This window comes from Paenibacillus amylolyticus, from assembly GCF_050990605.1.
GTDB lineage: Bacteria > Bacillota > Bacilli > Paenibacillales > Paenibacillaceae > Paenibacillus > Paenibacillus amylolyticus_H.
Map to the genome: position 1 here is coordinate 2,713,447 of NZ_CP158832.1, position 14,641 is coordinate 2,728,087.

The window sequence follows — 14,641 nt, forward strand, 5'->3', positions numbered from 1 at the left end:
TATGGAGTGAATAGAGCTAAGTTAGTTGATGCTGAGAGATTTATAAGAGGATAAACTGAGGTTAATCTTCGAATGAGGCTGGATAATCACCGCAGTTACTCCCAGTTTTTCGTAGGTATTAACTTGTTGAAGTACGCTCAACAAGATATAATGGCATAGTAGAAAGCAGATTACATGTTGAAAGTGAGCGGAAACGATATGGGTCGTAAGTGGAATAATATCAAGGAAAAAAAAGCTTCAAAAGATGCAAACACGAGCCGGGTCTACGCTAAATTCGGCGTTGAGATCTATGTAGCTGCCAAGAAGGGCGAACCGGACCCGGAAGCGAACCGTGCACTGAAAGTCGTGCTGGAACGTGCCAAAACGTATAATGTACCCAAAGCCATTATTGATCGTGCGATGGAAAAAGCAAAGGGCAGCGGGGATGAGAACTATGAAGAGCTGCGTTATGAAGGCTTCGGACCGAACGGGGCGATGGTCATCGTTGATGCACTTACCAACAACGTCAATCGTACAGCGCCGGAAGTACGCTCTGCGTTTAACAAAAACGCCGGAAACATGGGTGTCAGCGGTTCTGTTGCTTACATGTTTGATCCAACAGCGGTTATCGGTATAGAAGGCAAAAACTCCGAGGAAGTACTTGAACTTCTGCTTGAAGCAGACGTAGATGTACGTGATATCGTGGACGAAGATGATGCTGTCATCGTATATGCAGAACCGGATCAATTCCACGCTGTACAGGAAGCATTCAAAGCAGCCGGTATTACGGAGTTCACCGTAGCCGAGCTGACGATGCTTGCGCAAAATCATATCGAACTTCCAGAGGATGCACAAGCTCAGTTCGAGAAACTGATCGATGCGCTCGAAGACCTTGAAGATGTTCAACAGGTCTACCATAACGTAGAGTTTGCAGAGTAAGCTGCACGATACAAAGAGTGTCTGACCAATCTCCGGGATTGGACGGACACTCTTTTTAGTTATTTTAAGAGTTGGATTGCAGGGAGCCGGGTGACTTGTCAGATGCATCTGACGGATCTGATTTTTCCGAGTTCCCCCCACCGAACTTGAATAACACAATTCCACCCACAATAACAAGTACACCGAGCAGTTGATTCCACGAGAAAGGAATTTGCTCGAGACCTAGCCACCCCATGGAATCGAATAGGAGCGCAAAGCTCAGTTGGGATGTCAGCACGATCGAGATGGCATACGTGGGGCCAAGCAGCTTCATGCCTTGCACGAGACAGAAGACTACACCAACGCCGATGGCTCCACTGAGCCAGTACCAGGGTTGCATATGCTGGAAGCTGAATGTATTTTTGCCTTCCACTAGCAGAGAGATGAGGAACGAAGCAATGAATCCGGTGAAAAGCACCATCGTTGTTGTGGACCATGAACCGGTGCGTTCATTGACTTTGCTATTAAAAATCGTTTGCAGACTGACAAGTGCTCCTGCCAGCAACGCAAGCGAAATGCCTGTGATTAACATGGTTGTCGAACTCCTTATTCATAAATGTTGTGACCTGCTATTTCGCGCAGACCTGCACGGTTCTTAATCATAATCAATCCCTGATGTCGTTCAATCAATTCGTCTGCACACAGTTTCTGGATCACCCGGTTGAGATGCCGATAACTGGTACCGATCAGATTCGCGATGTCGGTCAGATTGAACGCGTCCAGTTCTTCATGAACCACGTTGCCTGCTTCTTCTGTTGAGATGGAGAGCAGGTAGCTGGCCAGACGAACCTCCACCGGGTACATGAGGTTGAAATTGGAGAAGTTCGAATCAATATAGAATTTGTGTGAGATGATTTTGAGCAAAAATTTAAGCAAAGGTGCGTAATCGCTGGCAAGCTCAGCGAGCCATTGATAGTGGATGCGAAGCATGATAACAGGCGACACGGCCTGAACCGTATTGACAATATCGCTTTCACGGACATACTCTATGTCTCCGACGACTTCAAGCGGTGTCTTGAAGCAAAGCACGAGCGTTTTATCCTGAGCGGAGGTAGTGAAAATCTTGATTTTACCCTCGACCAACACGTATAAATATTCGGAGGCTTCCCCTTCACGACAGATCAGTTCACACTTCTTGAAGTGGCATATCGTCATATGTGGACGCAGGGGCTCGTGAAATACCTTTTCGAGTTGATATTGCTTCAGATAATGTAATAATTGTTGCTCTTCATGGATTTCTTCCACGTTGTTGTTCACCCCCGACGATGTGTTCCAATCACTCTCATAACTATAGTTTCATAATGATGACACCTGTGATCATCAAGGCAATGCCCAGAAATTGAGGCAATTTCATCTTTTGTTTCACCACGCCGAACCATCCATTACTGTCAACGAGAAAAGTCAGGAACAGCTGAGCAATGAGCAGGGCCGAGATTGTGAACGTAACCCCAATTTGCTGAATGGCTGTCACTTCGCTGAAAATAATGACGGCGCCAAATGCACCACCAGCCAGGTACATGGGTTTTACTTGTCTGAGTCCTTGAAGGTTAATGTCTCTAACGAACACCAGGATCAGCGCTGCTAAGATGAATCCTGTCAGTTGTGTAATTGTAGCGGCCTGCCATGTGCCCATGTCGGTACTAATCCGCGTATTGGCAACACCTTGGAGCGTGATACACGCGCCGCCTAGCAATGCAAAAATAATTCCTCTCATATGTACGCTCCTTATTCAATTACTTCGACTTCTATTTAATGATAAACTCACCCCAAACGCCAAGGACAAATGTCCTGAGCTTTGAAGTCACAGCATCTAGAGTACAATAAAGAACTCGGGAAATCCAGATGTGGCATGCAGAAATGCGCGGTATATGTGCTCAGTACTCTTTTTACAAAACCTCTAACGAACCAGTGAAACCTTATTGTATTAATTTGGCTGAATTGAGAAATCTAACGAACCTCAGCGGCGTTAAATGGGCTCAGGTAGGAAGGGTGGGGAAAGCAGGGAAAACGAAGGAATAGAGTGTCTACGATTCGTTACTTTTGATAATCGGCAAATATTCGCTACATAGAGTGTGTGAGGTTCGTTGCAGAGTCCGCCGACTCGACCCCGGAGCACAGAACAGATGGACAACTCCAGGGTAGGGTACGCGGGGGAAGAGCTTTGAACCAATCAGCTAAAATCCTCTCCATACCAATCCATATCAATCGATTCCATTTCATTCGTTACTAATCCAATCAAACGTATGATCAGATCACAGTGTACACAGGCCGCTCCCCTGCAAAACGAACAGACAGCTCGGGAAAACGTTCTGCCAACCTGTCTGCCAATAGCTTCATGCCCGGAGCCTCGCTCTCGGCATGTCCCATCATAATTAGTGCCGTGGACTTGCCTTGTTGCATGGCATCACGGATATATTCCGGTGTTTCCCATTCGAATCCTTCTCCAGCGATGATGAGATCCAATTGTTCATTCTGAATCAAGGGAATCGTCACATGTCCATTACCACGAAAACCTACCAGTACCGCTGCGCGTCTACAGACAATTTCCGGATTTCCTGCGACGCGTACATAATCGATCCCAAGGCAAGTTTTCACATGGTGGGCAATAGCCTGCACGCTCTGTTCTTCCGGCAAAGAAAGGACGTCTGCTTCTGGTAGTCGTTGCTCTACATAAGGTGACCACCCCAATGCCTGAATCAATCCTTCGGTAATTCCATCCGGTTGGAAGCGGTGGATGATATCATGACAACGATAGATGGAAATGCCTGCTTCGTCGATCAACTTCCTTTTGTCCATATACACTGAATCTTTTGCAAGCCAATCCGTATGACTGTGGTGGTTATAGAACGGAGATTCATGCGCAATGATTAAGTTGGCCCCGTGCTGTATGGCTTGTTCAATAACATATTGTGTGGGCATGAAAGCAATGATAATGCCTGTGACTTTACAATCAAGTGAGCCTGTAATGAGCTGATCCACCGTGTTTTCCGGCAGTTCAATGTTATCTAAGAGATGAAGTACAACATCTTGAACAGTAAGATCCATAGAATGCATTCCTCCAATGACAGTTATAAAAATAGTGTACCATGTTGTCATCTGAAATCTACTGTCCTCCAGATTATGGGGGTCAGTTTTATGATTTTCGGTTAATACTAAAATACTACAGATTACAGTCAGTTAAGATAACAACGTAAAAAAGTGTTGGTCGTACACGGATATTGGATTCGTATAGTTTTCTCAAACAAGAATAAGTATACTTACATAGAGTCTTTATTACATTAAATGGAGCTGTTTGCAACAGCAGAGCAGATTGTGAAAGGGGATAACTACGATGACAGCAACAAATATTATGGAACGTCTGAAGAGCGAGACAGCTCATTACCACAGACAAGTAGAACAGAACCCTTATGCAAAAGCCATTATGAATCAAACTGTGACTATAGAAGAATATAGAACATATTTAGAAAAGTTTTATGGATTCCTCAAACCGTTGGAAGATCAGGCTGTACAACAGCCTTTCTGGGGAAGTACGGGATTGGATATCGAGATTAGGGGGAAGGCAGGACTGCTGGAGAAAGATTTGCATAATCTTGGTGCAAGTCAAGAGGAAATCAGCCAACTTCCACTATGCAAAGAACTGCCGGACATTTCAACACCTGCCCGCATGTTCGGGTACCTGTATGTAATTGAGGGGTCCACGAACGGTGGACAGATCATGACCAAACGGTTGTCACAGTTCCTGCCGATTGAAGCGGATCGTGGATTGGAATATTTCAATGCCTACGGCTCAGAGACAAGAACAAGATGGAGCGAGTTTATGGGTCTGCTACAGCAGTCTATCAGCACGCCAGAAGATCATGACAACATGGTACACAGTGCATCTGAGACATTCCGACTGCTGGACCAGTGGATTAATACGGACAAGTAACATGCCGGTTTATCAACCCAAACGCCTGTTTGGCGGACTTTTTTCTATATTAAAAGGTATCTATATAAGTTGAATTGATCATTTACACTTAACGGAGAGGACAGAGAAAACCTGAAAAAGCGAAACGTTCGCCTAAAGCTTTCTGCAAGAAAGCTACATCGTAGTGAGCATACGCTTATAACCGGATTTTCCCTTTAGAAAAGAGAGTCGATAAAATCTGGGGATAACAGCAATTGGAAGGTTATTCTGTCCTCGTAGTGCAATGTAAATAATCATCATTTCAACTTATATAACATCATGAGAGGGGATTTTCCTGGCCATGGCCGAACCTAAGTCCAAGAAAGAACAAAATTTGTTAAACCGCACCTTGCTTCATCAGGGAACATACAGCAATGATCCGATAGATCTGAGTAACTGTGATAAAGAACCGATTCATATCCCCGGCTTTATTCAACCTCATGGTGTTCTTTTGGCCATCAATACCAGTCTTACGCCAACCATTGTTCAGTGTAGCCAAAATACGGAGGACCATCTGGGTGTTGCCTATGAGGATGTTCTGGGTATGCCTTTGGAAAATCTGATTGGTAAGGAAGAAGTAAGCAAACTTTTGGGTAGCAGCTTTAATGCGGATGTAACCTCTGATTTGCATTACATGGATCTGACCATTAAGGTGTCTGGTGAAGACCGGGTTTTCTCCTCTGTTCTTCATGAAAGTGAAGGTCTGCTTATTCTGGAGATTGAGCCTATTTATGAAAAAGCAGACATGGAAACCACCGACTTTGAATGGATATCCCGATTCTTCGGTCGGATGAAAAGTACAGATAGTCGGATGGAAGCAAGTCAAATTGCCGCTGAACAGGTTAAGGAAATGCTCGGCTATGACCGGGTTATGATCTATGAATTTGACGAGCAATGGAATGGTAAAGTTATTGCTGAAGCACGTGAACAAGAACTCGAACCCTTCCTGGGACATCACTATCCGGCTTCAGATATCCCCAAACAGGCTCGGGAATTATATCTTCGCAATTGGCTTCGAACCATTGTGAATGTTAATTATAAACCCGTGGAGATTGTGCCCACACTTCAACCGGTCACAGGCAAACCGCTGAATTTGAGTCTTTCGGTTTTACGCAGCGTATCTCCGCTACACATTGAATATTTGCATAATATGGGTGTAGGTGCCACGGTAACGATCTCGCTCATTCATAACAATCAGTTGTGGGGACTGATTACATGCCATCATTATAAGGCCAGATATGTCCCCCATCGGGTACGGAATCTGTGCAATTTCCTGGGGGCGTTCTTCTCGAATGAATTGTTCCAGCGTCAGCAACTGGATGATTATCAATCAGAGATTCAATCACGTGAAGCTGCTTCACGAATTGCCAACATTTTTATCGGAAACACAAGTCCTGTCCGAGTACTTGAGGAATTGCAGGGGGAAGAAGAGACGGTGTTAAACCTGATGAATGCTACCGGAGCAGCAATCTGTTATCAGGACAAGCTGTTGTTATATGGTGAAACCCCGAACAGCGGACAGATTCGTGAACTGGCAGGTTGGCTGGCATGCAAGTCTGAGGATTACAGTTATTACACATCGAAACTGAGCTTAGAGTATGAAGCGTCCAAATTTTATCAGGATAAGGCTTCCGGGGTTATTTATGTTGCCATTTCACCTGGACAGCATAACTATATGATCTGGTTTCGGCCTGAGGTCGTCCAGGTTGTCGATTGGGCGGGTGACCCAGCCAAAGCGGTGCTAAAAACGGATGACGGCATGCGGTTGTCCCCTCGTAAATCATTCGAGAAATGGCGTGAGGTTGTAAAATCAACTTCGTATCCATGGACATCCAAAGAACTGAGCGTGTTGCCTTTACTCAAAACCATTGTACGTCGGCAGACAGAGAACCAGTTGGTTCAGGCCGAAGAACAGGCGCTGCAGAATGCTCGTATTTTGCGACAAAATGAACAGCGATATTTGCAGTTAATGAATTATTCGCCGGTGGCATTCTTTACGCTAACGGACGATAAGATTATCTATTGTAATGCCAAGGCTGCGGAGTTGCTCGGATTTGAGAATTCCAAAAATCTGATGGGCAAGGATTTCAAAGATTTTGTACCAGACCAGGCGAGAGAGCCATTAAAACGGAGTTTTGAGGAGTTAAAACAGAACAATACAAGTTTGATCACAAGCCAGTCCTATTTTACCATAGCGACAGGTACCTCATTGTTGCTTGAAGTTACACTCGCTGAAGTAACTCATGGAGGGAAACCTTCTGTGATGGTACTCCTCCACAGTGGAGCATCTCACCTTGAACAGGACCATTACACCGAAACGACGAGCCAGCTTCAAAATTATCTGACGACAGATCCGTTAACGGATATGCCAATTCAGACGGTGTTCAAATCACAGCTTCAGGCCGACTGGGATGAATGTTTACAAGAAAAATGCAGTTTGGGACTGCTCATTATAGATATTGATGATTTCCGTTCCTATAATGCAGCATATGGCCTTCAAGGAGGCGATCTGTGTCTGCAATGGATCGGTGAGGTGCTTACGGTGGTTAGCGAACAGCATCATGCCTTGATCTCTCGTCTGCGAGGAGGCACATTTATGTTAAAATTGAAGAGCACAACGTCTGATGCAGCAGGGAAACTTGCTGAAGAGATCAGACAGCACGTGCTGTCTCTCCAGATTCAAAGGGAATCATCCGGTCCGAGTGGAGTCGTCACTGTTAGTGTCGGTGGTGCAGTACTGGTGCCAGAAGAGCTTTACGATGCATCCGACTTAATCGAAAAAGCGAGTCGAGCGTTGGCCCAAGCGAAAAGTGAAGGGAAAAATCGCGCGATTGTCGTGTGATTACACCTGTGCAATGATCGTTCTACCAAGATATCATCAATTAGTGAAAAAGTTAAAAATACAAGATGAAAAGAGGGCAGAAATGCCTTCTTTTTTGTGTCCATTAATGCTAAATTTCGTCACCGCAGACACAGGACAAGTGATATAATGATCCATATGGATACACTTGTTCGTATTCTGTCTTGGAGGAGGGTGAGATAACGTTCTATGAAAGACAACTCAAGACAATTGGAATTTATGGAGATAGATCTGAGTGAAGAACCTGAAACAGCAGCGGTCCCGGTTCCTGATCGTTCGACCATTGTACAGAGTGCACAGGATACGATGCAGCACCGTGGAAGCACATTGTCCTCGGAAAAACGTTTTGTAGAGGAAGCAAAGCAGTGGGCAGAGATGGAGGGGGGGGTATCCCCGTGGGTTCCATTTATGAGCTACTGGCCAACGTATGGTGTAATGAACGAAGCCCAGCGCAAGTGGTATTTGTTCTGGAGGAAGGAAGTACGCCAGGGGAGATACCCGGATACAGATCTGTCCTATCTATTTGTTCATATCTATGAGTTAATTAACGGCATTGGCTGGCGGACTCCTCAGGAGGGTTATGATCAATTAAAGCAGTTATGGGTGAATTACCGTGAACGGCTTCCTCAATTAAATATATATATGCAAGAGTGGATGGTCGATTATGTGTTGGTCCATGAGATGGAGATGTCATTATCCGAGATTATGGGACTTTCGGGCGGATATCTGCCAGCAGAGATGCTGGATATGGAGCTGCAACGTATTTTACAGGATAAAGTCTCCGATATTTCGCTGAATATGCTGCAAAGATACTATGATTACGATATTACACTCAGTAAGTTCTATAGAGATGGCGGCAAAGAAGTGATGGAGCAGTATATCCCACGGGTCATGGCATTGGTTCAATCGTATCTGGAGCGTACCCGACAAGTTGGACTGTTGCCAGAGTTTCAACCCAACGAGGAACGTAAGGTCGAGCGTGTCCTGTTTCGCAAAGCAGTCTATGATGATTCCATCTATGGCAGATCGGTATCGTTCAGGTATATGCCCATAGGTGAACAGGCTGAATTTGTGCTGATGGTTACGCGGATCTATCGATGTACTGAAAATAAACTTCGTGAACTGCTCGGATTCAGAGGCCGATTGCGAGGACAGACACTAGAAGCCGAACTTGCGAATCTGATTGAGCGTTACTTGGACAAAACATATGCGATCGAAAAGGCGGAGTCTGTGGAACAACCGATGATTCGTATTGATACAGAGAAATTGGCATCGTTACAGCAGGAAAGTGAATACGTACGAATGGCTCTTACGATTGAGGATGATCACTCTTCTGAAGTAAAGGATGAAGAGGTTAACAGCGCAAATGTTGCAAGTAATTCAGTAGATGCGCTAGAAGCAAGGGATGAGATCACTCCAACTGAAGGTTCCATGGAGTCGGAGCCATGCGCAGTAGAGATTGCAACAGGAGCGCAAGTAGAATCTATTAGGTTGCAGTGGGACGAGTCTGCTGAGGCTGATTTGGATGAAGAATGGCTGCTCTTTGCCAAGGAACTATCCCCTCAACAGGTGCAAACGATTCATGTGCTACTTGGCGCAACTCCTGATACGGAGCTGATGCGTCTGGCTGAGCAATACGGAACGATGCCTACGCTTCTGCTGGATGAAATTAATGATGTGGCTATGGAAACGATCGGTGATCTTCTGATTGATGGTGATCGGATTGTTCCTGATTATATAGATGTGTTCGAACATGTGAAGAGGTGATATGCAGTGACAGAACTTAAAATACCAAAACGGCTGACCACCGCACTTGTAAATTCGTTAACGGCGGGTGTTGTCCCGCGCATAGGACTGGAGCAGATTGCTGTTGGCCGAAAGCCGGAAGTGGAAGCCATCTTGCGGGATATGGATAATATCGCCGAGGGTGGCGCTGCGTTCAAACTCATTACCGGCCGATATGGCAGCGGTAAAAGCTTTCTTTTGCAGATGATTCGTAACTATGCGATGGACCGTGATTTCGTTGTGGCAGATGCCGATCTGTCACCAGAGCGACGATTGGTGGGTACCAAAGGTCAGGGACTTGCGACATATCGCGAACTGATGACTCGTCTGTCTACACGCACACGCCCGGATGGGGGAGCGTTGGAACCGATTTTGCAAAAATGGATCGCCGGGTTGCAACAATCCACGATGCAAAGTCAGAACCTGCGCCCGGATGATCCCGCTCTGCCGCTGGAGGTTGAGAAGCAGATCTATGCGGTGACAGGTGAGATGCAGAATCTGGTTCACGGCTTTGATTTTGCCAAGGTACTGGCTTCCTACTGGAATGGGTACAAGCTCGCTGATGATGATCGCAAACAGGCGGCGCTTCGCTGGCTTCGAGGAGAATTTGCAACCAAAACGGAAGCAAAAAAAGAACTGGCTGTTGGTGTAATCATTGACGATGACAACTGGTATGACTACTTCAAATTGTGGTCTGAATTCACAGCGCGCATTGGTTACAAAGGATTGCTGTTATTCATTGATGAAGCGGTGAATCTGTACAAAATTACAAACAGTGTTTCCCGTCAAAGCAACTATGAGAAATTGCTGACCATGTTTAATGATACGATGCAGGGCAAGGCGGAGCACCTGGGCATATTTGTAGGCGGTACGCCACAATTTGTGGAGGATGAACGGCGTGGACTATACAGCTATGAAGCGCTTCGCTCCAGGCTTATTGATGGTCGTTATGCAGCCAAAGCGTATGCAAATTATACGGGCCCGATCCTGAAGCTGGCGATGTTATCGCATGAAGAGATTCTGATTCTGCTCCAGAAACTGCGGCAGATTCATGCCCTGCATTTTGGATACAGTGCAAGTCTGACGGATGAACAATTGGTTGATTTTATGCAAACGGCGGTGAACCGACTGGGGGCGGATGAATTGCTGACCACGCGTGAAGTGGTACGGGACTTTATGGATGTACTACATACGCTCCACCAGAATCCCGAAGTGACATATACGCAATTACTTGGCGAGCGGGCTGTCCAACCTCAGGAAACGGGGGAAGAGACAGATGCTTCCGCAAATAAGGATGATCTGGATGATTTTCTGGCGGAGTTTGAATTATGAGTGAGAATCCATTTTACCGGCTTGCGCCATTCGTTCAGGAATTTATATATAAAAAAAGATGGGAATCGCTTCGGCCTGCCCAGATTGAGGCCTGCAATATCTGTTTTCATACCCCGCATCATATGCTGATTGCGGCAGGTACAGCCTCCGGCAAGACGGAGGCGGCCTTTTTTCCTGCTTTGACCGAACTGCATGAGCGGCCCTCCAAATCGGTTGGCATTTTGTATATCGGGCCTTTGAAAGCTCTGATAAACGACCAATTCGAACGTCTTAAGGATCTGCTAACCGAAGGGAATATTCCGGTTTGGCATTGGCACGGGGATGTACCTCAGGCGGAGAAAACAAAACTGATGAAAAATCCGTCCGGTGTGCTTCAGATTACGCCAGAATCGTTGGAAGGTCTGCTCATGAATCGACCAAATGCGATTCCGGCGCTGTTTCATGATCTGCGGTATGTCATTATCGATGAGGTGCATGCCTTCATGGGAGTGGATCGAGGGATTCAAGTCCTCAGCGAGCTTGCCCGAATCGAACGTATGGCTGGTTGTGCACCGCGAAGAGTTGGCTTGTCGGCTACACTTAGTGACTATGATGCGGGTACATCTTGGCTTGCTGCCGGAACGCAGCAGGGGGTGGATGTCGTCTCTTCCCCGGGTGGTCGCAAGCTTCGACTGCGGGTGGAACATTTCTCTTTTCCAGACGCACAGGATGAAGAGCAGGCGGAGCAGCTTCATAACGCGCGCAAAGCCTACTATGACTTCATCTATGAGAGTACACATCGCAAAAAAGCGTTGATCTTCACTAACAGCCGTACCGATGCAGAAGTCACCATTCTTGAAATGCGGCGGGTCGCTGCTCGCAGACAGGAACGTGATGTGTTCCATGTGCACCATGGAAGTATCTCGGCCATGCTGAGGGAGGAAACGGAAGCTGCCCTGCGCACCGGATCAGGGCCCGCGGTTGCTGCGGCAACGGTCACACTTGAACTGGGCATCGATCTGGGTGAGCTGGAACGTGTGGTTCAGCTGGGTGCACCGTATAGTGCGTCCAGCTTTGTACAGCGTCTGGGACGTTCGGGGAGACGAGAGGACATGGCATCAGAGATGCTTTTTGTATGTCCGGAGGAAGAGGATGAGGAAGCACAATTACCAGCACGCATGCCGTGGACGTTGATGCGTGCCATTGCTGTTATCGAACTCTATGTAAAAACCAAGTGGGTCGAGCCGCTCGAAGCTCGTAAAATGCCGATAGGCGTACTCTACCATCAGACGATGAGCATGTTGAAAAGTATGGGGGAGGCGGAGCCGAGAGATCTTGCAGAAGCCATCCTCTCGCTGGCCCCATTTGCATTGATTAGACCTGATCAATATCAGGTTTTCCTGAATTACCTCATTGAGACGGATCACCTGCAATGGACAGAGGATCGAACATTGATTATCGGTCTGACAGGTGAGAAAATCGTGAACAATTATCGCTTCTACGCGGTGTTCAAGGACGATGAGGAACATAAAGTACTCAACGGCTCGGAAGAGATTGGTTCCATTACAACCGTGCCCCCACCTGGCTATTGTTTCTCGCTTGCAGGCAAACTGTGGAAAGTGGAAGAGGTCGATCACAAGCACAAGGCTGTGTATGTGAAGTCTGCAAAAGGTAAAGTGGATACGTTATGGCTTGGAGCGGGAGGAGATATTCATACGTCGGTGGTACAGAAAATGCGTGAGGTATTATCCGATTCGGTCATATATCCGTATCTGTCTCCACAAGCCGTCAATCGACTTGAACGGGCACGCCGCCTGGCTCGTGAAAGCGGACTGTTGAAGCAGGTCGTCATCCCGGCAGGGGGAGATTCGATGTATGTTCTTCCCTGGGTTGGAAGTAAATCATTTCGTACACTGGAGCGACTGATGAAGCATAATCTGTCCAAGAAACTTTCCTTGCGTTCAGTTGTTCCCATGGAGCCATATTATTTTGTAGTGTCTGGCAAGGTCGATGAACGAACATTGTTGGCTGAGATTATGAGTGAGTGTCGGACAGCTGAAGACGCATCAGCGTTACTGGCTGAAGATGAAGCGCCTTATCTGGGCAAGTATGATGAATTTGTCGCTCCGCCTTTGATCCGTGAGGCTTTTGCCGTAGACGGGTTGGATCTGGATGGATTGAAGGCAGGTTTACAGCAAACATTGGAGTGGGATTCCTTAGGCTCTAATCTAACCTGACGTTTTTTATGCGGAATAGGGTTGACACCATCTCACCTCCCATGTAATATATGAAAAGTCGTCACACACGAATTACATCAAATTGCATATATCATTTCGTATAACCTCGCAGGCCGAAAGTGTACACAGGGCGAGGGTCTCTACGGGAAGCCTATACTTCCTAACTACGATGCCAAGGAATTCATTTATTCCTTGCTCGTAGTTAGGATTTTTTGCATTTGTATGGTGTCTGTGACCTTGGCATGAATCAAACATGCAGGCTTATTTTTCTTATCATCAGGAGGTTTATTCACAATGAAATATTATCTGTCCGTTCTCGCGGGAGCGATGAGCTATGGCATATTATCCACGATTGTGGTTCTGGCGTACGGCGAAGGATATAAACTTGGGGAGGTTGTGGGAACACAGCTGATCACGGGTTTTCTTCTATCCTGGATGCTGGCGCTATACACAAGATTTAGAACAAAACGAAAGTCACAGGCAAGTGGTAAAGCATCAGGAGCAGTGGCACAGGTGTTCAAACGGTTGACGTGGAAACAACGTCTGTTATTGATGGCTGCCGGAACACCAACGGTAATTACTGGTCTCGTGTATTATCAGTCTTTACGTTATATCCCGGCTTCACTTGCCATTATCCTATTGTTCCAGTTCACATGGATTAGCGTATTGATTCAGGCGATAAGCAAACGTCAACGTCCAGACAAAGTCACGTTCCTGACGTTAATCATTCTGTTTGGTGGAACATTGCTGGCAGCGGGTTTCCTGGAACAGGGTCTGGGTGAGTTCAGCGGACTGGGTATTGCTCTTGGACTAATGGCAGCCGTAAGTTATTCCCTGTTTGTATTGTTCAGCGGCAAAGCGGTTCCTTCCGCGCATCCAGCCTTCCGCAGTGCGTGGATGGTTACAGGCGGATTGATCCTGCTGTGCATTTTATTCCCACCGACATTCCTCTTTAACGGCTTGATCTGGAGTCAGTTGCTTGTATTTGGATTGCTGCTTGGATTCTTCGGGGCATTCATTCCACCGGTACTGTTCGCTATCGGCGTTCCGCATATTGGAGGCGATATGGCCGGAATCCTCGGTGCAGTGGAGCTTCCAATCGCAGTACTGTTATCCTCTATCGTGCTCCATGAGCATGTCAGCGGATTGCAATGGTTCGGGGTTATCATTGTGCTCATTGGAGTTGCCCTGCCAGAGTTGTATAAATTACGAGTGAGACGAAGTCGAAGTACACCGATATATTCCTGAGTTATACCAAAAGGGATATAGCGAAGTAAAAACGGGTATAACCGTAGAAAAGCCTGAGAAATCAGGTTTTTTTTATTTAAATATTCTATATAAATTGAACTAAACATTTACACGAAACGGAGAGGACAGAAAGGACCTGAAGAAGCGGAGCGTTCGCCTAAAAGCTTTCTGAAAGAAAGCTGCATCGGAAGCATAAGCTATCCCCGGATTTCCCCTTTATAAAAGGAATCAAAAAATCTGGGAATAACAGCGATCGGAAGGTTGTTCTGTCATCGGGTTTGCATTGTAAATATTCTT

At 46.4% G+C, this 14,641-nt stretch carries 11 protein-coding genes and 1 riboswitch; of the genes, 7 read left to right on the plus strand and 4 right to left on the minus strand.

Going from position 1 to position 14,641, the window contains the following annotated elements; translation table 11 throughout:
* Positions 1 to 198: 198 nt before the first annotated feature.
* Positions 199 to 918 carry a YebC/PmpR family DNA-binding transcriptional regulator gene (locus ABTV53_RS12495; protein ID WP_249911804.1) on the plus strand — a complete coding sequence of 240 codons (720 nt, stop codon included), beginning with the start codon at positions 199 to 201 and terminating at the stop codon, positions 916 to 918.
* 64 nt (positions 919 to 982) lie between these two features.
* Here ABTV53_RS12495 and ABTV53_RS12500 read toward each other — a convergent pair whose 3' ends face one another.
* The 4 genes from ABTV53_RS12500 to ABTV53_RS12515 form a co-directional block, all read right to left on the minus strand.
* Positions 983 to 1,489, minus strand: a complete 507-nt coding sequence (locus ABTV53_RS12500; protein WP_433753291.1) for a DMT family transporter — start codon at positions 1,487 to 1,489, stop codon at positions 983 to 985.
* 14 nt (positions 1,490 to 1,503) lie between these two features.
* Positions 1,504 to 2,202, minus strand: coding sequence for a Crp/Fnr family transcriptional regulator (locus ABTV53_RS12505; RefSeq protein ID WP_433753293.1), 699 nt, complete (start codon positions 2,200 to 2,202; stop codon positions 1,504 to 1,506).
* 43 nt (positions 2,203 to 2,245) lie between these two features.
* On the minus strand, positions 2,246 to 2,671 hold the full coding sequence (locus tag ABTV53_RS12510; protein ID WP_421889131.1) for a DMT family transporter: 426 nt from the start codon (positions 2,669 to 2,671) through the stop codon (positions 2,246 to 2,248).
* Between the two features lie 533 nt (positions 2,672 to 3,204).
* Entirely contained in the window at positions 3,205 to 4,002 is a 798-nt protein-coding gene (locus tag ABTV53_RS12515; protein ID WP_421889133.1) for a Nif3-like dinuclear metal center hexameric protein, read from the minus strand.
* Positions 4,003 to 4,288: 286 nt separating this feature from the next.
* On the opposite strand from ABTV53_RS12515, the gene ABTV53_RS12520 reads away from it, so the two are divergent.
* From ABTV53_RS12520 to ABTV53_RS12545, 6 genes are all read left to right on the plus strand, one after another.
* Entirely contained in the window at positions 4,289 to 4,885 is a 597-nt protein-coding gene (locus tag ABTV53_RS12520; RefSeq protein ID WP_421889135.1) for a biliverdin-producing heme oxygenase, read from the plus strand.
* A gap of 319 nt (positions 4,886 to 5,204) precedes the next feature.
* Positions 5,205 to 7,745 (plus strand): diguanylate cyclase domain-containing protein, encoded by a 2,541-nt coding sequence (locus tag ABTV53_RS12525; protein ID WP_433753296.1) that lies wholly within the window; start codon positions 5,205 to 5,207, stop codon positions 7,743 to 7,745.
* 207 nt (positions 7,746 to 7,952) lie between these two features.
* A complete protein-coding gene (locus tag ABTV53_RS12530; RefSeq protein ID WP_433753298.1) occupies positions 7,953 to 9,530 on the plus strand; it encodes a TerB N-terminal domain-containing protein in 1,578 nt (525 codons plus the stop codon).
* 6 nt (positions 9,531 to 9,536) lie between these two features.
* Positions 9,537 to 10,880 (plus strand): ATP-binding protein, encoded by a 1,344-nt coding sequence (locus tag ABTV53_RS12535; protein ID WP_433753300.1) that lies wholly within the window; start codon positions 9,537 to 9,539, stop codon positions 10,878 to 10,880.
* Complete coding sequence (locus ABTV53_RS12540) at positions 10,877 to 13,096, plus strand: DEAD/DEAH box helicase (protein ID WP_433753302.1); 2,220 nt, start codon at positions 10,877 to 10,879, stop codon at positions 13,094 to 13,096. Before ABTV53_RS12535 ends, ABTV53_RS12540 begins: the two co-directional genes overlap by 4 nt.
* 76 nt (positions 13,097 to 13,172) lie before the next feature.
* Positions 13,173 to 13,283: riboswitch (purine riboswitch) on the plus strand.
* Between the two features lie 107 nt (positions 13,284 to 13,390).
* On the plus strand, positions 13,391 to 14,344 hold the full coding sequence (locus ABTV53_RS12545; RefSeq protein ID WP_433753304.1) for an EamA family transporter: 954 nt from the start codon (positions 13,391 to 13,393) through the stop codon (positions 14,342 to 14,344).
* The last annotated feature ends 297 nt before the right edge of the window (positions 14,345 to 14,641 follow it).

Excerpts from the sequence above, each read along its gene's own strand:
- ABTV53_RS12495 (WP_249911804.1), top strand. The coding sequence starts at position 199 with ATGGGTCGTAAGTGGAATAATATCAAGGAAAAAAAAGCTTCAAAAGAT.
- ABTV53_RS12500 (WP_433753291.1), bottom strand. The coding sequence starts at position 1,489 with ATGTTAATCACAGGCATTTCGCTTGCGTTGCTGGCAGGAGCACTTGTC.
- ABTV53_RS12510 (WP_421889131.1), bottom strand. The coding sequence starts at position 2,671 with ATGAGAGGAATTATTTTTGCATTGCTAGGCGGCGCGTGTATCACGCTC.
- ABTV53_RS12515 (WP_421889133.1), bottom strand. The coding sequence starts at position 4,002 with ATGGATCTTACTGTTCAAGATGTTGTACTTCATCTCTTAGATAACATT.
- ABTV53_RS12520 (WP_421889135.1), top strand. The coding sequence starts at position 4,289 with ATGACAGCAACAAATATTATGGAACGTCTGAAGAGCGAGACAGCTCAT.
- ABTV53_RS12525 (WP_433753296.1), top strand. The coding sequence starts at position 5,205 with ATGGCCGAACCTAAGTCCAAGAAAGAACAAAATTTGTTAAACCGCACC.
- ABTV53_RS12530 (WP_433753298.1), top strand. The coding sequence starts at position 7,953 with ATGAAAGACAACTCAAGACAATTGGAATTTATGGAGATAGATCTGAGT.
- ABTV53_RS12540 (WP_433753302.1), top strand. The coding sequence starts at position 10,877 with ATGAGTGAGAATCCATTTTACCGGCTTGCGCCATTCGTTCAGGAATTT.
- ABTV53_RS12545 (WP_433753304.1), top strand. The coding sequence starts at position 13,391 with ATGAAATATTATCTGTCCGTTCTCGCGGGAGCGATGAGCTATGGCATA.